Genomic DNA, 20,065 nt, shown 5'->3' on the forward strand with positions numbered 1-20,065 from the left:
AGAGATTCGCACAAAAAACAGCTTGTCCTGATCAGGACAAGCTGTTTTGGTTGGCGTGCCCTGGAAGATTCGAACTCCCGACCTTCTGATCCGTAGTCAGACGCTCTGTCCAGCTGAGCTAAGGGCACATTATATTTTAGTGACATCTTATTTTAACATGATTCCTATCTTGAGATCAAGTTTTTTTATCAACAACCCGGCGTTGCTCTGTGCTTGTATCCAATCAGGCATCGGGCTGAAAAAAAGAGAGGATGCTGTGCATTGGACAGCATCCTTGGTTGGCGTGCCCTGGAAGATTCGAACTCCCGACCTTCTGATCCGTAGTCAGACGCTCTGTCCAGCTGAGCTAAGGGCACATGGTGGTGCGGACGAAGGGACTTGAACCCCCACAGTCGTAATGACCACAAGAACCTGAATCTTGCGCGTCTGCCAATTCCGCCACGTCCGCATATGATATTCGATTGATGAGCGTTTTCCGCTTGATCTTAACATCTCGGAAAAGCGTTCCTCGCATCGACAAGAATTAATATATCACGCGGCTATATGAAAGTCAACAGGGAATTTTTAAGACGAAATATTTTTATTTTTGAGGAATGGTGAAGTGAAACTCTGCCGTTTCAGCGGAGAGCAGTCACTTTTCTCTCAAATAGTGAACCGGAACAAACTCTGTTAACCAAACCCCGTTGGCCGATCGGAAAAAGGTATACCCATCCTGATGCATCTCCCCGGCCAGTATCTGTAATATCGCCGGCTTCCCGTGTCTCATACCGACCCGCCGGGCAGTAACAGGATCTTCAGACAGATGTACATGATGCCGATTGCCTTTTACCAGTCCCTGTTCGCGAATAGACAGAAGAAAGCGGTCTGCTGTACCGTGATACAGCCTTTCCGGAGGCTTTACCGGTTCCAGATTTAAATCGATGGATACAGAATGCCCTTGATTCGCCCGAATTTTCCGGCCATCTTCGCTAAAGGAGAATCGCCGCTTATCATTCGTTTCAACAATATGTTGCAACGTTTCGCGATCCAGTAAAACCCCGTGTTTCCTACAAGCTTCCAAAAGTTCCTCTACACCCGTCCACCCGTTCTGATCCAGACGAATCCCGATACTTTCCGGTTTAGGCGCAAAACTTTACTGAGGAACTTGCTTTGATTCACAATATCCTTTTTCAAAAAATCGCCCTCCGTTATGTTCACCCTGTAGATGAGCTCTTCAGACTTAAGAACTAGGAGATTGTCATCTCCCGAACGAGTTTTGCAGAAATAACCGATTTAGCAATGACTTGACCACTCCCCATGCGTAAGCGCAGGGGATTCTTGGGTAATCTCCCGCAACTGAGAGAAATTGACCAAGCTCAGACCGTGAGTCGTTTAAACTCTTAGCAATAACCAGTTGGCAAATTTAGTATTGATCTGAGTCATTCGTTCATACATGTCCTGTTTCGGTTGGGTTGGTTTATGAAGTTCGAGTTTTAATGTGATCGTTGGCATTGTTATTCTCTCCTCCTTCCTATATACTAAGTATATCTAATCAATATCTATAATATATAAAAGTATATACTTTTTTACAATAGAGGAGGACGAATCATGCCGAAAAAAAATAGAACCCCGATTCTTCTAAAGTGTCCAGATGACTTACTTCAAAAGATCGAGGAGTACCAAGAAAGAGAAATGATTTCGACTCGAGCAGGAGCGATTTATGAATTGATTCGACTGGGACTCAAATACGCAGAAAAAGAAAGAACCGATTCATCCCACCCCTAGAAGGGGATGGGCTTTCTCAAATTTCGGTAAGCGCTTTTCCTCGATCCAAGTAGTCGAATCACTTTTTATTAACAAATCCTAAACCAATTCCTATTCCAATACCAAGAACAATTCCAGAAATAATACTATCCAGTAGTAAAAGTCCTATCGGTACACCTATGGCCAATCCTAAAGCAATAAGACTGACTTTAAATCCTATATCTTTTTTAGACATTTATTTAACTCCTTTCGATTCATATGAAGAGTCAGATCTAAATCACGTGATTGTTAACTAGTTTGAAATTGAACTAATTTTCGTGAAATACTCTTTTAGTGTTGTGGCATCAAATAGCCCATGAGATTTCCAATACTTGTATTCAAAATGTTCTTCTGAGTAGTTCTGAATAATATTTTTATAAATTTGAAAAAGACGTTCTTGTCCATCTGATGGTAAAAATGTACCTAGTTTATTAAGTGAATCGATTATACACAAAACAATTTGCTGTATCTTTTTTTCAGTTGTTTCTGGTTCAGTATTAAGGAAATATTCACTTGAAACTATAACTGCTCCCATAACCACCATCACTTTTTGTAAGTAATTTAATACATATTCCGCACCGTTGCTATCAGCTGTTGACACAATAACTACTGGCTTTCCTGCTAGTGCAAATATATGATCCCAATAGGAAATGCGATCAATTAGATTCTTCATATCCCCAGAAACGTTATGAGAGTATACTGGACTTGCCATTAAGAGAAGATCTGCTTCAAGTAATTTACGCTTTACTATGCGGGCTCGATCTTGAGTTATATCTTCGGTAGGACATTCCCCTTTTATAAAGCAGGTCTTGCACCCGGTAGCTGGTAGAATTTCAAAGTCCTGAGGAGTAACTAAGTCAATTGACAAAGGAGAATCGTATTCCATTTTCACTTTTTCCAGAATCTCTTTTGAATATCTAACAATTCTGGATGAGTCTTGTCTCGAGCCTATATATGCCACGATTTTTTTCATCTACATCTTCTCCTCCAATCTCAGTTAAATACTAGGATTTTATAAAATTTTCCTCCTCAGGGAAGCTCCCATAAAACTTTGCGAAGTACCCTTTAGAATTAATGAGCTGATCATAGGTTCCTCTTTCCACAATTTCTCCATTGTGCAAGACAATAATTTGATCAGCATTCTGAACTGTACTCAGTCGATGTGCGACAACTACTCTCGTACATTTCATATCAGAAAGATATCGATCAATTGCGGATTCATTGATCTGATCCAATGAACTAGTAGCTTCATCCAAAAATAAAATCGAAGGTTTATGGACGAGTGCCCTTGCTAATGCAATTCTCTGCCTTTGTCCTCCAGAGAGATTCATTCCCATTTCTGAGATCAATGTATGATACTGCATCGGCATTTCCATAATTTCATCATGGATTCGAGCGATTTTAGCAGCTTCTATTACTTCATCTATTGTTACTTCTGAATTGTGAATAGCAATATTCTCAAAAACCGAACGATTAAAAAGGGTTACATCTTGTGGAACAACTCCAATCTGACTGTGTAAAGAAGATTTATCGATCTCTCTTAAGTCGATTCCATCATAAAGAATCCTTCCAGAAATATTATGATATAAACCCAAGATTATCCTGCCCAATGTACTCTTTCCAGCTCCTGACTTTCCAACCAGAGCAATTTTTTGCCCTTGAAGAATTTTTAAATTAATATTTTTTACAACTGGAGAGCTGTACTTAGAATAGGCAAAGCTAACTTTTTGCAACTCAATATTTCCTTTTATTTTGGATAGCTTAATCGGATGTTTTGGAGTAGGTTCTACAGGTGCATTTAAAACATCTTGTACTCTTTTTAAATAAGACGTAGTTAGTATAAATGAATTCCCTGCCTGAACTAACGAATTACTAAGTGTAAAGAACTGAGAGGAAACAGCATGAAATGCCATTAATTCCCCTAATAAAAGTTCATTACCGAATACCTGTTTAGCTCCGATCCAGAGTACCATTAATGGTGAAAGAAGCATAAATGTACTCGTAGCAGTATTAATATAGTTCAAAACTCCTTCTTTTTTCTTGTACGCTTGTATCAACTTTTCGAATGAATTAGACCATTTTTCATACATTTGAGCCTCTACACCCGCTGTTTTCACACCAAAAATTCCATAGAGAATTTCTGTTTGTGTCCCTTGGACTACTGTATTTTTCAAAATTTCTTCCTGATTGACCTCCATCAGCTTGGGTCGAGTCATAATTAGCATAACAATATTCAATGAGGCAAAAACAATGACCCAGAAAGATAATACAGGAGATTTAATCAACATATATGTTAATATAACTATCACCAGTCCCAAATCAAGTACACTTTTGATAAGTTGATTTGAGAACAAATCTCTTATAATACGCAAGCTATTAGCACGAAACAATAAATCACCAAATGATCTTAACTGGAAAAATTGGTAAGGAAGTTGCAAAATATGACTAAAAAATCTCTCCATCATCTGACGATCTAACACATTATTTAAAGTAATTATACATCTACCTCTAACAAATGTAAAAACCATATGAAAAACCACTAGTAACAAAATTCCTATAAAAAAAGTGTTCATCATGTCTTGTTTTTGTTTCATGATGACATCGTCAATCATAAACTGTATAAGTGTTGGCATTCCTAATATAAATAATTGTAGGATTAGTGAAAACAAAATGACGCTCACAAACATTTTGGGTTGTTTCCACAAGAACTGGAAAAACGGTTTCCAAACAGCTTCACCCTTTCTCTTCTTAAACTCTGGTCCCGGTGTACACAGCAAAACATAATCAGAGAAGGACTTTTGGAAATCCTTCCCTGAAATTCTACGTCTTCCCAAAGCGGGATCTACAATCAAATAATAATTTCCCTTTATTTTCTCCAATACAACATAGTGCTTATCTTCCCAAAAAATAATGGCTGGTAATGTCACTTGTTTCAGGTCATTAGATGTTAGTTTATAACAATTAGCTTCAAATCCAAGCTGCTTAGCCAACTGCTCAAGTTGGTAAAGACTCGTTCCATCTCGACCACTTCCAGAGATCTCCCTCAACTCATACAATGAAACCGAGCTATTATAGTATGCAGCCATCATTGACATACAGCACAGACCACATTCTGTTTGTTGCATTTGTTCAATAAACGGAACACGTCTACGTTTCGAAATTTTTTCTGTCATTTTTATCACATCTCATTAGCATCTTGATTTGGCAGTTGGAGAGCCATAATAGAGGGGATTTTTGGATTTAACAACCTCAATATTCCATATCCAATTCCTGATAGTCCTAACATTAATCCCAATAACTCAGCTTTTTCATGTAATCCCAAAGACCAACCTTTTTCCAATCCCTGCCGGACAATTTGTAATCCCATTCCATAAATTTTCTGTTCTAGATCTTTTGATTTAAACTCTTTTGCGCTCAACTGTAAAAAATCTAAGTTCCCAAAGTCCCCGTGGCATAAGCAATGACTGAAACCAAATCCACTCTCGAGTGTTTTTTCTACAGCTACTTGCCACTCCTCTTGGATTCTAGGATCTTGGATTAAAGGCATCATCATAAGCCTTCCTAATCCAATCCCGGGTGCGCCATGACACCAATAGATAGCATTTTTAGAAGAAGATTTATTCTTTCGTAAATCTGCCCAGTTTTTCTCTTCTTTTATAAAGTATGATCTCTCATAATCAAGTAGTTTCTTCGCAATTTTCCAATATTTATCTTTTCTAGTTACTGAAGCAAGTGAAGAGAAGGCCCAAGCGTATCCAGTAGCTCCATGGGAGAGTCCCGTAAGTATGTGGTTAGTTTCACCATCAGATTGAAGTTGCTTCTCAACATATACATATAGATGTTCTCCACATTTTTCTGCAATATCTAGAGCTAAAGGATTTTGGTTATATGAATAAAGTAGCACACAAACAATTACTGCGCCAGCTGACCCTCCCAAAAGATCATAAACTTCGTCTTGGTCTATAAGCGGTTCTATTTTCTTTAAGTAAGAACTCGCCAATTCTTTTAACTCATTGTCATTCCATAAAACGCCTAGATGGAATAATGTATACACTATAGATATACAACCATAAAATGCAGATAGTGACAATAAATATTCTTCCTTTTTTATCAACTCTCGGACTCCTTGTAAAGCAGCTTTCGCAAGATGCCCATATTTATCCTCGCCTGTTTCCCTTTCCAGATAAGCTAAAAATAGAACAATTCCTAATACACCATCATATAAGCTTATCCCGAGGGAAGAAAGAGTTAGATTCTCATCTTGATCAGCATTTAATCCAATCCAATACGCTTCCTTACGATCATCACTCCAAATGGCATTTTTAAGTAAATGGTCACCTATTTCTTTAGCTGCGGTTAAAAGGAGCTCATTCTCATCATTACCTGCTGGTTTTACATAGTGATGTTTCCAATGGTATTCCACATGTTCTTTGTCAAACCAAGGTTTTTTTATCAATGTAGCCAAGGACAGCTGTATATATCGCATTTGCTTCTGGCAATCTTCTTCGCTAAGTAGTTGACACTTTTCCATCACTAACTGTAGACTTGATTTACTATAGAATTTTGGAATTTCGTTCTCTTTGCTATCAAATATACTGTTACTGTTAAATTTAAACGTAAAGTAAGGTACATCATGAGAAAGTAAATCTCTGGATTCCATAGAGACTAGCTCTTTAAATCTAGGCTTGCTATTTGTAATTTGCCAAAAATAATCAAAGAGCTGAACTCTGTCGAGCCCATCTTGCAGATAATCTGGATGAGTACTTGCATCTAAGAAGCGAGCATACGCATGGGTCGGACGTAGGACATGTCGTACAGTATCTTCTGAAAAAAGCCAAATAGGTCCAGATTTGTCCATAAGCTCATCACGATAGTTTACAAAAAGCTGATACATTTCTTTAAAGCCAGCAACAATATACTCAGAATAATCTACTGCTTCAACAGCTTTATCATTAAAGATCGGACGATTTTTTCTTGCTGTAGTAATAACAGGTTTTTTTATCAGTCGCATTTCATCTGTTTTAATATGATCTAATACCCAAGTTGTCACCTTTGTGGACTCCTGACCTTCTGCTCCTCCTAATCCACTTACATCGAAGTCAAATAAGCTATTCGAAGACTTAATGGGTAACATTATTGAGTTAAGTACAGATTCATGAAAATCTTCCACTAGCTTATGGTAATCCATATCATCTCTGAGTAAGTCCAAATGGTTGCTGAAAAGAGTTTCCAAATCGATCAATATAGGGTATTCTCCTGAAGCGATGATATTTTCGTGGTGAAAATCAACAGAACGTAACAAATAAAGAATAGCAATATATCCACCCTGCCTATAATAAAATCTTGTTAACTCTTCTTTCTCTTGACAAGATCGATGCTGAACGAATTCCTGCCACCCATAAGATCCTCGATCTAGAACTGATGCAGATAACAATGGATATGTAAAGCCTTTTTTATTAATCCAAGAAAGGAATTTCTGAAAATGATCATCAATAGCTAATGATCTAGGTTTATAAACCAACCGATCTCCGGATGCAAACACGAAGATCATCACTGTTCTTCCGCCTTTATGAGAATCTCCAGCTTCCCCTTCAATTCCAGTTAATACGGAAAAATTTCCTTTTATAATTTTGCAAATGTCCTCTCTATCATTTAAGAAGCGACATAGTGCTTCGAGATGGACCTCGACACATCTCTCTACTGCTTCTACCATTAATCTAGCCATCACTGGATAGACTCTAAATATTTCCAACAGATTTGATCTATCATTTAGATAACAATCTACAAAGTATTGATAACGTTCTTCCGGAGTATCCCCGAAAAGACTGTTAGTAACTCTAGCAATATGCAGTTCTGAAATTAAGACTTTTAAACTAATAGATTGAAGCTTTACATGTAGAGTCTTTAGAATCGATTGAAGGAGAGATGTTTCACTCCATATTTCAGTCCGATCAATAGTTTTATTTATTTCTTCGAACCGCTTAGTAAGCAGTTTTTCAGCATATGTCAAAAAAGGAGTATAAAAAGAAAGGAAAACATTGTTCCTCTCGGGCTTATAACTGTTCACCATCTCATCAGGCTTTGATTTAATAATTTCATAAAAAGTTGCTATCCACGGGAGGTCTCTTTTAACAGCTGGATCGCCTTTCTCAGCAAGTAGAAGATTGAATTCTTCAACGCACAAATCATTGTCTTTTAAACGCTTTTTAAACATCTCCTCCGAAAATCCGCCTCTATTTTTCCATTGTTGCAACTGTTGATCGACATTTCTAGGACTTTGACCATTTCTATACCCTCTTTCTGTCAGATAAGCTGCTTTATATAGAGTATCATTCTGATCTGAAAGTATGTTCATGTTCATTGCTCCCCGCACTAAAGTTTGAATGTTGCACTCCTCAACAGCCGACTTTCAGTTGGACCATTTAATCTTACCAATTTTCACCTTATAGGCGTTTTGATATTTAAAGATACTTACATTGGAGAGTCCTCCAACTCTTGTAAAATGGTTAGTAGCTAGGTTAGAGGACTCCACCAACTTATTTTCTAAGAAGAACACTAGTACTTTACTAGGGTCTATCTGGTAAATAGGTAAAGACAGTCTCATTACAGAAAAAGGGATTTTTAAATTGCTGATTCTTTGCGGAATTTACCTTCAGTTTTTCAGTCAAGATGATTATCAAAATGATTTACCAGACGCGCCCTAGTAGCAAATTTCTGATAGTCTCTCTTCTAACACAAACCATCCACATTAGTGCATTGGCTAGTGCATTTAGTAGTTGGACATCCAGCTGCACTAACTAAACTAACAGTTGCACTAACAACTCCACAAGGGATAGTTGATTGTGGTTCAGCATCAGCTGCACCTGCAATCCGCTTTAATTCTTCGTCAGTTACTAAACCAGCTGGATGATTGAATCCATTCAATTGCGCACGATACTCAGGATCTCTTAAAGCACGAACTACATCTTGTTTAGACATGTAAACCTCTCCTTTAACTAATTCTTTTTTTTGTCTTCTAGGGAGACAATTTCAATTATAAATTATTGGTATATTTAATTCAATATATTCAATATAAATCACAAATATAAATATTTATACTTTACAATTAATTATTAATTGATATAATAACTATTGTAAAACAAACTAACTTTTGAAAGGAGCTAGTTTTTATGAACAAGAATTCTGTAATTCGCTACTGGAAGGATCCGGTTTATCGTTCTAAGCTACCAGAAGAAATGAAAGCAAACATGCTTGAAAATCCTATAGGTGATAGCCTAAAAGGATTAAGTGACCTTGAAAAATCTAGCATTGCTGGTGGAGTCAATGCACAATCTACTGGCACAACCACAAAAGCAGCTCTTTGCACTTTTACTGACTGTGGTACTGTTAGCAAGTTAGGAGGAAACGATGGTTGGTATTGTACTCTGACGGTAGAATGCATGCCTTCTTGCAACTAGCAAATTAAATGTATTTCATAATTCAAATTCGATTAGGGATGGTCATTACTGACCACCCTTTTCACAGAACCCGGCGTGCGGATCATTACATTTAGTTCCTATTCCTTATTTCCTTTGAGGATATCGTTCATTACAGGTGTGTTGATTTACCAAAAAAATAGGATAAAGGAAGAGGACACTTTCGCGTATAAAGGTTAGTTTCCCGATCAAACCAAAACGCGAGGTGTCCTTATGAAACAGATTAGCATCCTTTCAAAGTCACTACAATCTGTCTTTTCAAAAAAAGAGATCGAAGAGATCTTAGAAGAATGCGGACACCATGATACAGCTAGAAAATTTACTGTTCCTCAATTGCTAAACTATTGGATTCATGCCGCCATCGGTAATTTGTTCGCAAGCTGTGGCTTGAAAGACTTCCTGCCGAATGGCAGCTTATTTTGCATGAATTTATTCATCGATCAAAATACATAGATCGATATTTTTCCTAATTATGCCTATATTTATGGAGGCTTCTTTATGAAGTGGAAAAAAGCATTGTATATAGACGAGAGACAGTTGAGTACGGAGGAAAATCAAAATCTTATAGAAAGTATTCCATATTGGAAGAGTCTATTCGATAATGATGTAGAATCATTTGAAAAAAGTTTGCAAACGATCTTCAATATAGATCAAGATCAATTGATTCACTTGTCTGCTAATTCTAAATCTGATGAAATTATGGATTGGGTTTCACTATATGAAGAACTTATATCCGGTAAATATAGAGATATCAAATTACCTTCATTTCCTGTTAAACCAGAAAAAGAAACAGTCATGTCCTTTATTCAATTCTATCAACCATTTTTGCAATTATCATTAGGTAAGCTTAAAGAGAGAATTTCCTCGCAATTTCTTACTGATCGTTTGATTCAATCTCTTTTATCTCATTTGATAGATTCATTGTTTCTTTTAAGTTATCGGACGTTGATATTAGAATTACATGTAGCAAAGATATCCAATCAGCTTCAGGGAGAAACCCCAGAAGAAAGATATCAGTATTATACTGACAGTTTATTAAGCAATCCCTCGTTTATACAGAGCTTTTATGAAGAATACATTGTTCTGATTAGATTGCTTCTTACTCATATCCAAAATTGGATTGGGCATGTGTCTGAGATCTTCCAACGTATAGAAGAAGATTCCCCATTGTTATCTAAACAGTTCAATCGAGGTAGAAAAATTGGAAATATTAATCAAATCGATCTAGGTTTGGGAGACTCTCATAAAAAAGGAAGAGGCGTTGCGCTAATAGAGTTTGATAGTAAATTAAGAATTGTTTATAAGCCTAGACCTTTAAAAATTGATGCTCAATTTCAGGAACTGATCAAATGGATCAACGAGAAAAGACCCAATGAAGAAAACCAACGGGTAGTCCAGGTTGCTGATCGCGGAAGCTACGGATGGGTTGAATTTATCGAATACAAGGATTGCTTACAACAAAAAGAAGTAATACGATTTTACAAAAGAATTGGTTCACTGCTCGCTCTTCTTTATGTACTTAACTCTGTTGATTTTCATCATGAAAATCTAATTGCCCATGGTGAGTATCCCGTTTTAATCGATTTAGAATCCATTTTTCATCAGCATCCTTACTCGGTGCAGTATACAAAATCAGCTTTTGACCAAGCTTCCAAACTACTACAACGATCTGTCCAGTCAACACATATGTTACCATTTCTAATTTATTATCAAAATGATCCTAAATTGAAAGGAATTGACTTAAGTGGACTAGGAGGGGGTGAAGAACAGGTTTATCCTTTCAAAATCAACAAGATAACAAAAAGAAACACGGACAGCATGAAAATTGAGAAAGATTATCCTCTCGTCCAGCCTCAGAAAAACCAGCCTAGACTGCAAGGGGAAATTATAGATATCACCCACTATTTAGAGAACATTGAATCGGGATTTGAATCTATGTATAAGTGGCTACTCTCTCATAAGAATGAATTCAAAGAGCAGCTTCAACGTTTTCATCATGTAGAGGTGAGAAGTATTCTACGTAATACTTCTTATTACAGTGAATTATTGGAAAATAGTAGGCATCCTGATTTTTTGCGTAATGGCATTGATCGTGATTTATGCTTCCTTCGCCTTTGGTTAACTAGTAAAGAACACGATTTTTTTAAGAAAATCGTTCACTCTGAAAAAAGGGACATGCTAAATGGAGATATCCCTTACTTCATATTCCGAACAAATGAAAAGCATTTATGGGATAGTGAAGGACAATGCTTCAACAACTTTTTCAAAGAAAGTGCATTGGATATAGTTAATGATAAACTGAATTCACTCAGCGAAGAAGATTGTCAGGAACAGTTACAAGTGATTCGAATGTCCATGCTCGCAAACAATAATGCTAGACATGATGCGGAAGTAGCCTCTGTTATCCCGCAGTTAGGCGAGAAAGCCTTCTTGGAGAAAAAGGAACTACTAAAAGAAGCGGAGAAAATTGGGGATTATCTCCTTTCAAAAGCTGTGAGAGGATTCAACGATGATGGTCATGAAGAACTTTCCTGGATTAGCACTGTTATAGAAGGAACGAATGAACTGACTTGGCGTATTTCACCGGTTGGTCCTGATCTCTATAATGGTAATTCAGGAATCGCATTATTTTTTGGCTATCTAGCAGAGTTAACAGGAAGGAATGAATTTAAAGAAGCTTCTATAAAATCATTAAGACCTGTAAGAGACGTTTTAAAAGACTTTAAAAACAATGGTAACATACAAGAAATTCAAATTCCTATAGGGGCTTTTGCAGGGATTAGTGGATATCTTTACACGCTAAGCCAATTATCCTCTCTATGGAATGACTCTCATTTGATGAAAGAAGTATTGTCTAGCCTTACTATATTGGAAAAAATGATTCCAAACGATAATATGTATGATATCATTTCAGGTTCTGCTAGTACGATTGCTGTACTATTAGGGATATATAAACAAACCGAGTATCAACCAGCTTTGGAATATGCTAAACAATGTGCTAACCATTTATTGAGTAAATCAGAAAAATTTGAAGTAGGTATTGCATGGAGGCAAGAATGGGACTCTAAAGCCTATACTGGTTTTTCTCATGGAACTGCTGGAATTGCTGCAATGTTAGGACAACTGTATAAGTATTCTCCAAATGATGAACTGAAAAATTCGATTTTCCAAGCACTAGCTTATGAAAGGAAATATTTTGATACTAAAGAAAGAAATTGGCGTTCCCCTGGGCGGGATATTCTCTCTGTAGCTTGGTGTCATGGTGCTCCTGGAATTTTGTTAAGTCGATTACTGCTAAAAAACGTAGGTATTGAAGATCAACTTCTCAATCAAGAGATTGAAATCGCTCTACAAACAACGCTAGATTTAGGATTTGGAAATAATCGTTCACTTTGTCATGGTGATTTTGGTCAAATAGAAATACTCAGATTTGCTTCACAAGTATTGCAAGAAGAAAAATGGTTAGAGCTTGCAAACTCAGCCTCTAGACAAGTTCTTCAGGTAATTAGAGAAAAAAATTGGCAAAAAGGAGTTTCTCGCGGAGTTGAATCTGTAGGACTAATGACAGGGCTAGCAGGTTATGGGTATGGCTTATTAAAGCAATACTCACCATCAAATGTTCCATCTATTCTCTATCTTGAACCTGCTACTTCAATCCAACATACAAAAATTGCCAATAATTAGGAGTAGAACCCGGTGAAGTAGGGAGCCATTTCTGACTAACAATGCAACTCAGAATGATCGGGGCCAATTTTTCTTCTGATCTAATTGCTGAATCGATCATCGCCTCTAAAAATTCTTTTTCATCTGCTACGGCCCAATCAATCACATAGCCTGATTTCAATCCCAGGCATCGTATAAATTCGCGTTGGGTTCGCCCATTGCCTTCACGAAAAGGATGTAATATATTAATCTCCGAAAGATGATATGCGGTTCTTTTTGAAAAGCTGATCACATCCAACCCGGTTAAATATCGCTCTTCTCTGAGTTGAACAAAAATTAAATCGGATTGGGAACGGATTAAGTGTGGCAAACAAAAAAGATGGGTGGTTTTGAAATAACCACTTTCCGAATCTGGCCGGCCCATTCATACACATCCTGAAAGAGATACCAGTGTATCTTTTGCAAGTGAGCCAGGTCAAACGAGCCGGAAAGTGGTTTTTTAATCAACTGAGCCAATCTTTTTGCCGTCATGAGACGTTCCCACTTCTCAAGTTTCTTCTGATCCCGAATATCCAACTTGTTTCTTAAAACGGTTGTTCCAGGATAAACATCTGTCGTTTCTTCCAATGCTTGTCTTATCCTTTCATCACAAGTTCCAGTGCTTTGCGATTATATTCATCTTCAGTAATTCTCCCTTCACAATAGGCCCGAAGAAGTTCTTGCTCTGTGTTTGTTAAATATATGCCTTCATGCTTTAATGATCCAACGGCCCCACGAAACATTTTTCTCCCAATCGCCCAATGCTTGCGCAATATTCGTTTGCGGTTGCCGACAACCCGTCTTGCTTTAAACATGATTCGGCATCCTTTCCATTCCATTTGGTTTCACCTTTATTTTACCAATGATTGCAGGACTCAACAATAAATGTGAACCTACTTATTATTATTGGCTAACCATCTTGATTCAAACAACCCTGGCCAAGTGGGTCTAAAAACTTCTAAACGCAACCAAACAAAAAAGCACCTCCCAGACGCAGATGATAACGTCTGAGAGGTGCTTTTGTTTCACCATTTTATTTGGAGGCGGCACCCGGATTCGAACCGGGGATAAAGGTTTTGCAGACCTCTGCCTTACCACTTGGCTATGCCGCCATGCAAAAGGTATGAATTTCTTATAAACATCAAACAATATGGCTTGAGAAAGGAGTATATGTGATGATTACCATTGATTCCACCATCGAAGGCGTCCAATCCACCTTTGGAGAAATCAGCGATTTGCTGAATCCGGAAGGATTTCACATCGGCAGCGGCTATACGTATGAGCACGGCTACTTCGACAAACCCCTTGACTGGGAAGAAGAGCATGGATACCGTTACTATCTGCGCATACCAGCCTTTGCCGTGAAAGGCGAGATCGGACATCCAAAAGCAACGATCCGCTTGGGAAAGCCCTTTATCATCAAACATGAATTTCTGACAACCAACGATCATCGCGGAGATATCGGGATTGCCAGCGCACTGGTTAATCAGTTCACCGAACCTCTTCCCACTGAAGATGCCGAAATCGACGAAAAATGGATTTCCAGGGGAACATCAACGGTTCAGCTGGTTGAGAAAAAAATAAGCCATCTAAAATGAATATGGCTGGCAGGGGCGGTAGGAATCGAACCCACACTGGAGGTTTTGGAGACCTCTGTTCTGCCATTAAACTACGCCCCTGTATGGTGCTGGTGAGAGGACTTGAACCCCCAACCTACTGATTACAAGTCAGTTGCTCTACCAATTGAGCTACACCAGCCTGGTGGTGGCTCGGGACGGAATCGAACCGCCGACACGAGGATTTTCAGTCCTCTGCTCTACCGACTGAGCTACCGAGCCTCATCATAACATCAAAATCAACTTTTTGTCAAGGGTCAATCAGATTAAAAAAACTTCTGTCTCATTTCAGAAGTTAGTTGATGGCGGAGAGGGAGGGATTCGAACCCTCGAGACGGGTTTTGCCCGCCTACACGATTTCCAATCGTGCTCCTTCGGCCAGCTCGGACACCTCTCCGTGCAGCTTCTGTTTTAATGAGTTGGTGATTTGATTATTTGCTTCGTTTAGGAACTACATCCATTTCAATACGACGTGTCAACTCACAAGATATATAATACACGGGTGACACCTGCATGTCAATGGTAAGTTTTAAATAAATTTATTCAAAAATTGTGTTCGACATCCCCTCTGCCGTTCGATGACCTCTGCTGACCGGCACCGGGGTATATTTCGTTTGGGTACTGTTCACAAAACCTGGCTAAGCCGGAGGGTTCGCAATCATTTCAAGAACGGCAAGGATGATAATTAATATTTGCACAAAGATCGCAATACTAGCCTGTAATACTCCGTCGTTTGCCCCTTTTTTTCAGATTTTCTTCCTTTCAGACCTAATATAAGTCCCGGTATCCCGGCAAACAAACCCATAAAAAAGAAGAAAGTAAAACACGGCACTCGGATTCCCAGGACCATTGAAGCTGTCGCAAGTCCATTCTTCCCCGGATCTCCGGAGGAAGGCCTGTTCACTTGATAAGATTCCAATGCAGATCCCTACTTTCAGATAATATTCTTCTATTATTCGCCTTTGCCGAAGGCCTAAACCTTCCCATCCCTGACATTCAGAAAAGTAGTATAAACACCGTACTCGTGCATAGATTTTTTGTAGACATCTTTAGGGGGAGTTTCCCAATACCATGAATAGATGTAACAGTGGGCGTCCCCCGAAGTCAATTCAAACAAGGCTCGATCTAATGAGCCCTTTTTAAAGGAGAGTGATCCATATGGACCCTGTACAACAAACTCAATCCTCCACGGCCTGCAAGGCTGTGAGCAGGAAAGCGACTGCTTCCCTCGTATTTGGTATCCTGGGCATTGTTTTCTCGCTGATCATCCCGATTGCAGGCATTATTTTGGGGGCTGCCGGTGCGGTTTTATCATGGTTCAGCCGGCAAAGCGAAAAGAAAAAGTTATCCATAACCGGAATGGTATTAAGCGGCGTCGGTATTGTCATCGGAGTGCTGAATATGATTTTCGGAATGCTGTTGTATTCTGTATTTACATGATTATATTTTAATATGGCATATAAACCCGCCGCATTTATTCCGAGATACCGGACATTTGGAATGAATGCGGTTTTTTTGTTTTTTTGTTAAACATTCCAGGAATATAAAGATGCTAAAATATACTCATATTCAAATCAACTTTGTTGAAGGTGAGGTCAGCAAGTGTCGAAAAAAATTATTTTTACCGGTGGCGGATCTGCAGGGCATGTTACAGTCAATCTCGCTTTGATCCCGGAATTTTTAAAAGAAGGATGGGATGTTGCCTATATCGGTTCGGAAAACGGGATCGAAAAGCAACTGCTTTCCAATGTAGACAAAGTCCCGTATTTCAGCATTTCAACCGGAAAGCTCCGTCGATATTTTGACTGGAACAACTTTAAAGATCCGTTCAAAGTACTCAAAGGAATATTTCAAGCTTACCGGATTATAAAGAAACAAAAGCCCCACGTAGTTTTTTCCAAAGGCGGTTTTGTATCGGTCCCTGTCGTTCTGGGGGCATGGTTAAACAAAGTTCCCATTGTGATTCATGAGTCCGATCTTACCCCGGGACTGGCAAACCGGATCTCCATCCCTTTTGCTACAAAGGTATGTGTAACCTTTCCGGAAACCAAACAGCATCTGCCATCGGATAAAGCCGAGTACGCAGGGGCTATTGTACGCGGGGAATTAAAGAATGGCGATGCTGCGCGCGGCTTGGCATATTGCAACTTCACCCGTGAAAAGCCGGTTTTGCTCATCATGGGCGGCAGCCTGGGTTCACAGCGAATTAACCAGGTGCTGAGAAACCACATCGATCCCCTGTCGGCCGATTTTCAGATTGTACATATTTGCGGGAAGGGGCAAATGGATCCCTCCATCACAGCACCCGGATACAGACAATTTGAATATATTAATCAAGAATTGCCCGATATTATGGCCATGGCTGACTTTGTCGTTTCCAGAGCAGGGTCCAACTCCATTTTTGAATTTCTTTCCCTGCAAAAACCCATGCTGTTAATTCCCCTTTCCAAAGCAGCCAGCCGCGGGGACCAGATATTAAATGCAAAGTCATTTGAGAAGTCCGGTTTCTGTGAAGTGCTCATGGAGGAAGATTTAACAGACGATACATTCATGAACGCTGTTTACAAGGTGTTTGAAAACAGAGAAACATATAAAGAGAATATGAGAAAGAGCAACGCCGGGGATGCGCTGCAGCATGTTTTTGCATTGGTCAAAAACATCGCCCGGTAAAGCGAACTGACGAGAACAGAGCAAAAAGACGCTGAACCTTCCATTTACAAAGATTCAGCGTCTTTATTTTTTTCGTTGCCATGATTGGATGAAAGTTCGCAACATTACGGCAACGCTTAAGAGCCCCTCAATCCTTCAATTTTCTAATCTCATAATTTAATGTTAAGCACCGGAATCCAAATAGCCAGCTATGATGACACGCTTTAATGACATGATCCTCTACCCACACATCAATGGTTTCATTGATTGGCAGCCTGATATGATAGGAACCGATCGATCCATACACACCTTGCTGTTCTGTCACATGCTTGGTATGTGATAAAGATGTCAGATGAACGCCCTGCTCCTGAAAGTGTGTAATACGCAACACACTCGTCATTCCCCCGAATGGCAATGGAAAAAAGATATTATAATAACGCTCACCTGTTTCATTATTTGTATGCGTTGAGTAGGCAGCCACATAAAAAGCTTTTTTCGTTGCCTGTTCAGAACGGATCCATGCTCTTACATTTGTTCTGCCGTCTGTTTCATCTTTTAATGGAAAAATGGCACTTTCCACTTCTACTTTCCTGTCATTGGATGAAACAGGAAAGTTCATTTGCTCCATGCGTTGTGACAGCTTTTTATATCGTTTGGCAACAGGATAAAAAAGAGGATGCCAGCGGGGGACAACATCCAGTTCAAACATCATCGTATTCTCATAAAAAGACCGGATGAGAGGATGGATGGCATTGGGATGAAAAGAAGCGGATGTAAACAAGTCCATGGAATCAACCATTCCTGCCGGCAAAGAAGCAGCCCCCTCATCAATCGCACCCTGTTTATGAAAAAAGTGCCTTCCGACCGGGAAAGTTCCTTTTATTTTTGAAAAAGGGATTGAAGAAACAGGTACATGCTGCTTATTTGTAAGCATGAGATAGCCAATCATGCCAGGAACGGAAAAGCCGAACACATTTACAGCACCATGAATCATTATCATCGTTGGAATTGAAATCGTCGTCATTCCCTGCCATCTGCCAAATGCATAAATGACAGATAACAGGATTGTCACAGTAACCGAGACAGATGAAATATTCAATAGTATTTTTGCAATCAACCGCTGGCCGGAAATCGTGCTCTTCCATGTGAGAACGGCATAAGCGATAAGGGAACAGGCAAATAACAGCGCACCCGCAATTTCCATCCATCTTGCGTATGTGATGCCAATCGCGATAAACAGAGGGATCACTAACATAATGATTCCGGCGGCTTTATACGGTGCTGACAGGACTTTTCCCTGTGACTTTAATTCACGACCCAGCAATCCGTGAAACAAAAGCGGAAATAGCGATGCATAATGAAAATGATTGGCGGTTAGTACGACAATCATCGAGTCGAAACCCATGAGTGCATAGTTATATGCATGGGCGACCAACCACGTTCCGCCAATAGCTGTGTACATCCAGGCAAAATTGATCATATTTTCTTCAATGTACATGCCGCCTTGTTTAATGAAATGTGCAATTCCGAAAAACGCCAGTAAGATCGTAAATACCCACCACGCCCAGGAAAATATCGGGTACCAGTGGGAAAGGACAGAACTTACTGCGGCAATTGGATAGATAATAACCAGCAGCCTGGTCCATTTGCCTGTTTGGTTCGTGATCTGCAGGCCCATCGGGATTAATACAAGAATGGATATGTATAAGAACAAATCCACGATAAACATCTGTGCTGTCATTGCTAACACGATCCATGCGACCGTCCCAAAGATGCTGTACATATAAAAAACCTTTTTCATATAAGCTCACTCCGATCCCGCAGCAGTATGAGGCAACATTTAATAAGAACCTGCCAGCACTTCTCCATGCGAACCCCCTGGTTTCACCACGGCAGAACCCCGGCCACAATCCTGCCGCCTATCAGTCGAACCGGTTTTGTACCAGGCCACCTTTATTCGCAATTGTTTCATTAAGGTACAATACAAAATGTATTTATATAGATCATAGATTTTGTATGATTATAAAACAACAACCCGTGACAAATTTCTTCTACCCCGCTCAATACCAAATATCTCCATGATCAATTGATTGATCATATCATCTGCAATTCACATCTAAATGGTCCAAAAAGTTGAATAAGCCAGCCTATTTAACTATATTTATATTAAGGGTAATATTTAATATTTTCAGATAATCTTTTTAATTGATATTCCAAGGGGGATTTCGATGAGAAACTACCGGTGGTACTCCTTCGTTGTGATCCTGGCCCTCAGCCTGGTTCTGGCAGCCTGTGTTCCCAATGCCAATTCACCTTCAGCACAAAACGGGTCCGGGGCATCTGAGGCGATTGGCTCGGCTTCTGCAAAGGATACTTTTGTGGTCGCCATCACTTCGGATCAGGGTACACTTGATCCGGCCGTTACCATGGACAACTCGGCATGGAAAATTACGTACCGGGCTTATGAACGGCTGGTTGAATATGACGGGGCCAGTACAAAGGTACAGCCGGGTCTTGCCAAAGAGTGGAAAGTCAGCCCTGACGGGTTAAAGTGGACTTTTATTCTTAACGAGGGCCACACTTTTTCAGATGGAACCCCTGTTGACGCCCATGCAGTCAAGTTTACGTTTGACCGCATCTTAACCATCGCTAAAGGGCCTTCCGAAGTATACAGTGTGATTAAAGAAGTTAAGGCAGACAACCCCTACACGGTTACCTTCATCTTAAACAAAACATTCCCTCCTCGTATAGTAAGTTTAAATCCTCAAAAACAATCCATTTCCAGTTAAAACTCGTTCTTTGAAAAGTGAATATCCATCATTCATAGGGGGTGGACTTTTC

Annotated in this window: 18 protein-coding genes, 8 tRNA genes and 1 pseudogene; 8 read left to right on the forward strand and 19 right to left on the reverse strand. The window is 39.3% G+C overall.

What is annotated here, in order from left to right:
• Window positions 1-51 precede the first annotated feature (51 nt).
• The 5 genes and pseudogenes from I8U27_RS03160 to I8U27_RS03180 all read right to left on the reverse strand — a co-directional run.
• Window positions 52-128 (reverse strand) — tRNA-Arg (locus tag I8U27_RS03160).
• 151 nt (window positions 129-279) lie between these two features.
• A tRNA-Arg gene (locus tag I8U27_RS03165) sits at window positions 280-356 on the reverse strand.
• Window positions 357-360: 4 nt separating this feature from the next.
• Window positions 361-448 (reverse strand) — tRNA-Leu (locus I8U27_RS03170).
• Window positions 449-631: 183 nt separating this feature from the next.
• Complete coding sequence (locus I8U27_RS03175) at window positions 632-1,060, reverse strand: RNA 2'-phosphotransferase (RefSeq protein WP_232345188.1); 429 nt, start codon at window positions 1,058-1,060, stop codon at window positions 632-634.
• Window positions 1,061-1,383: 323 nt separating this feature from the next.
• A pseudogene (locus tag I8U27_RS03180) lies at window positions 1,384-1,491 on the reverse strand (RNA-guided endonuclease TnpB family protein); the annotation flags it as partial.
• Between the two features lie 96 nt (window positions 1,492-1,587).
• Between I8U27_RS03180 and I8U27_RS03185 the strand changes: the two are divergent.
• A complete protein-coding gene (locus tag I8U27_RS03185; protein ID WP_181749961.1) occupies window positions 1,588-1,764 on the forward strand; it encodes a hypothetical protein in 177 nt (58 codons plus the stop codon).
• A 58-nt stretch (window positions 1,765-1,822) separates the two neighbouring features.
• On the opposite strand, the gene I8U27_RS03190 is transcribed toward I8U27_RS03185, so the two are convergent.
• The 5 genes from I8U27_RS03190 to I8U27_RS03210 all read right to left on the reverse strand — a co-directional run bounded on the left by I8U27_RS03190 (window position 1,823) and on the right by I8U27_RS03210 (window position 8,760).
• Complete coding sequence (locus tag I8U27_RS03190) at window positions 1,823-1,978, reverse strand: hypothetical protein (RefSeq protein WP_181749960.1); 156 nt, start codon at window positions 1,976-1,978, stop codon at window positions 1,823-1,825.
• A 57-nt stretch (window positions 1,979-2,035) separates the two neighbouring features.
• Window positions 2,036-2,755, reverse strand: coding sequence for an NAD(P)H-dependent oxidoreductase (locus I8U27_RS03195; protein WP_181749959.1), 720 nt, complete (start codon window positions 2,753-2,755; stop codon window positions 2,036-2,038).
• A 31-nt stretch (window positions 2,756-2,786) separates the two neighbouring features.
• A complete protein-coding gene (locus tag I8U27_RS03200) occupies window positions 2,787-4,955 on the reverse strand; it encodes a peptidase domain-containing ABC transporter (RefSeq protein WP_181749958.1) in 2,169 nt (722 codons plus the stop codon).
• Between the two features lie 5 nt (window positions 4,956-4,960).
• A complete protein-coding gene (locus tag I8U27_RS03205) occupies window positions 4,961-8,137 on the reverse strand; it encodes a type 2 lanthipeptide synthetase LanM family protein (RefSeq protein ID WP_181749957.1) in 3,177 nt (1,058 codons plus the stop codon).
• 374 nt (window positions 8,138-8,511) lie between these two features.
• On the reverse strand, window positions 8,512-8,760 hold the full coding sequence (locus tag I8U27_RS03210; protein ID WP_181749956.1) for a class II lanthipeptide, LchA2/BrtA2 family: 249 nt from the start codon (window positions 8,758-8,760) through the stop codon (window positions 8,512-8,514).
• 191 nt (window positions 8,761-8,951) lie between these two features.
• On the opposite strand from I8U27_RS03210, the gene I8U27_RS03215 reads away from it, so the two are divergent.
• The 3 genes from I8U27_RS03215 to I8U27_RS03225 all read left to right on the forward strand — a co-directional run bounded on the left by I8U27_RS03215 (window position 8,952) and on the right by I8U27_RS03225 (window position 12,941).
• On the forward strand, window positions 8,952-9,239 hold the full coding sequence (locus tag I8U27_RS03215; RefSeq protein ID WP_181749955.1) for a plantaricin C family lantibiotic: 288 nt from the start codon (window positions 8,952-8,954) through the stop codon (window positions 9,237-9,239).
• A gap of 231 nt (window positions 9,240-9,470) precedes the next feature.
• Window positions 9,471-9,710 carry a hypothetical protein gene (locus tag I8U27_RS03220; protein ID WP_181749954.1) on the forward strand — a complete coding sequence of 80 codons (240 nt, stop codon included), beginning with the start codon at window positions 9,471-9,473 and terminating at the stop codon, window positions 9,708-9,710.
• A gap of 45 nt (window positions 9,711-9,755) precedes the next feature.
• The gene (locus I8U27_RS03225; RefSeq protein WP_181749953.1) at window positions 9,756-12,941 is read left to right on the forward strand and encodes a type 2 lanthipeptide synthetase LanM family protein; all 3,186 of its coding nucleotides are present in this window, start codon (window positions 9,756-9,758) and stop codon (window positions 12,939-12,941) included.
• On the opposite strand, the gene I8U27_RS21255 is transcribed toward I8U27_RS03225, so the two are convergent.
• From I8U27_RS21255 to I8U27_RS03245, 4 genes are all read right to left on the reverse strand, one after another.
• Window positions 12,904-13,344, reverse strand: a complete 441-nt coding sequence (locus I8U27_RS21255) for a Fic/DOC family protein (protein ID WP_181749952.1) — start codon at window positions 13,342-13,344, stop codon at window positions 12,904-12,906. The two genes, I8U27_RS03225 and I8U27_RS21255, sit on opposite strands and share 38 nt — an antisense overlap.
• Window positions 13,278-13,547 (reverse strand): Fic/DOC family protein, encoded by a 270-nt coding sequence (locus I8U27_RS03235; protein WP_181749951.1) that lies wholly within the window; start codon window positions 13,545-13,547, stop codon window positions 13,278-13,280. Before I8U27_RS03235 ends, I8U27_RS21255 begins: the two co-directional genes overlap by 67 nt.
• An 8-nt stretch (window positions 13,548-13,555) precedes the next feature.
• Complete coding sequence (locus tag I8U27_RS03240) at window positions 13,556-13,774, reverse strand: hypothetical protein (RefSeq protein WP_181750572.1); 219 nt, start codon at window positions 13,772-13,774, stop codon at window positions 13,556-13,558.
• 223 nt (window positions 13,775-13,997) lie between these two features.
• Window positions 13,998-14,071: transfer RNA gene (locus I8U27_RS03245), tRNA-Cys, on the reverse strand.
• 63 nt (window positions 14,072-14,134) lie between these two features.
• On the opposite strand from I8U27_RS03245, the gene I8U27_RS03250 reads away from it, so the two are divergent.
• Window positions 14,135-14,557 carry a YugN family protein gene (locus tag I8U27_RS03250; RefSeq protein ID WP_181749950.1) on the forward strand — a complete coding sequence of 141 codons (423 nt, stop codon included), beginning with the start codon at window positions 14,135-14,137 and terminating at the stop codon, window positions 14,555-14,557.
• A gap of 7 nt (window positions 14,558-14,564) precedes the next feature.
• Here I8U27_RS03250 and I8U27_RS03255 read toward each other — a convergent pair.
• The 4 genes from I8U27_RS03255 to I8U27_RS03270 form a co-directional block, all read right to left on the reverse strand.
• A tRNA-Trp gene (locus I8U27_RS03255) sits at window positions 14,565-14,638 on the reverse strand.
• 3 nt (window positions 14,639-14,641) lie between these two features.
• A tRNA-Thr gene (locus I8U27_RS03260) sits at window positions 14,642-14,717 on the reverse strand.
• Window positions 14,718-14,721: 4 nt separating this feature from the next.
• Window positions 14,722-14,797, reverse strand: a tRNA-Phe gene (locus I8U27_RS03265).
• A gap of 81 nt (window positions 14,798-14,878) precedes the next feature.
• Window positions 14,879-14,972 (reverse strand) — tRNA-Ser (locus I8U27_RS03270).
• Window positions 14,973-15,733: 761 nt separating this feature from the next.
• Here I8U27_RS03270 and I8U27_RS03275 point away from each other — a divergent pair.
• Window positions 15,734-16,015 (forward strand): DUF4190 domain-containing protein, encoded by a 282-nt coding sequence (locus tag I8U27_RS03275; protein WP_198065829.1) that lies wholly within the window; start codon window positions 15,734-15,736, stop codon window positions 16,013-16,015.
• Window positions 16,016-16,177: 162 nt separating this feature from the next.
• Window positions 16,178-17,245 (forward strand): undecaprenyldiphospho-muramoylpentapeptide beta-N-acetylglucosaminyltransferase, encoded by a 1,068-nt coding sequence (locus tag I8U27_RS03280; protein WP_181749949.1) that lies wholly within the window; start codon window positions 16,178-16,180, stop codon window positions 17,243-17,245.
• 127 nt (window positions 17,246-17,372) lie between these two features.
• Here I8U27_RS03280 and I8U27_RS03285 read toward each other — a convergent pair whose 3' ends face one another.
• On the reverse strand, window positions 17,373-19,025 hold the full coding sequence (locus I8U27_RS03285) for a YndJ family protein (protein ID WP_181749948.1): 1,653 nt from the start codon (window positions 19,023-19,025) through the stop codon (window positions 17,373-17,375).
• 427 nt (window positions 19,026-19,452) lie between these two features.
• On the opposite strand from I8U27_RS03285, the gene I8U27_RS03290 reads away from it, so the two are divergent.
• Entirely contained in the window at window positions 19,453-20,013 is a 561-nt protein-coding gene (locus I8U27_RS03290; RefSeq protein ID WP_181749947.1) for an ABC transporter substrate-binding protein, read from the forward strand.
• The last annotated feature ends 52 nt before the right edge of the window (window positions 20,014-20,065 follow it).

Origin of the sequence: Paenactinomyces guangxiensis (assembly GCF_016055185.1) — a bacterium.
Classification (GTDB): domain Bacteria; phylum Bacillota; class Bacilli; order Thermoactinomycetales; family Thermoactinomycetaceae; genus Paenactinomyces; species Paenactinomyces guangxiensis.

Coding starts and splice junctions, on each gene's coding strand:
- I8U27_RS03185 (WP_181749961.1), top strand. CDS start 1,588: ATGCCGAAAAAAAATAGAACCCCGATTCTTCTAAAGTGTCCAGATGAC.
- I8U27_RS03190 (WP_181749960.1), bottom strand. CDS start 1,978: ATGTCTAAAAAAGATATAGGATTTAAAGTCAGTCTTATTGCTTTAGGA.
- I8U27_RS03195 (WP_181749959.1), bottom strand. CDS start 2,755: ATGAAAAAAATCGTGGCATATATAGGCTCGAGACAAGACTCATCCAGA.
- I8U27_RS03200 (WP_181749958.1), bottom strand. CDS start 4,955: ATGACAGAAAAAATTTCGAAACGTAGACGTGTTCCGTTTATTGAACAA.
- I8U27_RS03205 (WP_181749957.1), bottom strand. CDS start 8,137: ATGAACATACTTTCAGATCAGAATGATACTCTATATAAAGCAGCTTAT.
- I8U27_RS03210 (WP_181749956.1), bottom strand. CDS start 8,760: ATGTCTAAACAAGATGTAGTTCGTGCTTTAAGAGATCCTGAGTATCGT.
- I8U27_RS03215 (WP_181749955.1), top strand. CDS start 8,952: ATGAACAAGAATTCTGTAATTCGCTACTGGAAGGATCCGGTTTATCGT.
- I8U27_RS03220 (WP_181749954.1), top strand. CDS start 9,471: ATGAAACAGATTAGCATCCTTTCAAAGTCACTACAATCTGTCTTTTCA.
- I8U27_RS03225 (WP_181749953.1), top strand. CDS start 9,756: ATGAAGTGGAAAAAAGCATTGTATATAGACGAGAGACAGTTGAGTACG.
- I8U27_RS21255 (WP_181749952.1), bottom strand. CDS start 13,344: ATGGGCCGGCCAGATTCGGAAAGTGGTTATTTCAAAACCACCCATCTT.
- I8U27_RS03240 (WP_181750572.1), bottom strand. CDS start 13,774: ATGTTTAAAGCAAGACGGGTTGTCGGCAACCGCAAACGAATATTGCGC.
- I8U27_RS03250 (WP_181749950.1), top strand. CDS start 14,135: ATGATTACCATTGATTCCACCATCGAAGGCGTCCAATCCACCTTTGGA.
- I8U27_RS03275 (WP_198065829.1), top strand. CDS start 15,734: ATGGACCCTGTACAACAAACTCAATCCTCCACGGCCTGCAAGGCTGTG.
- I8U27_RS03285 (WP_181749948.1), bottom strand. CDS start 19,025: ATGAAAAAGGTTTTTTATATGTACAGCATCTTTGGGACGGTCGCATGG.
- I8U27_RS03290 (WP_181749947.1), top strand. CDS start 19,453: ATGAGAAACTACCGGTGGTACTCCTTCGTTGTGATCCTGGCCCTCAGC.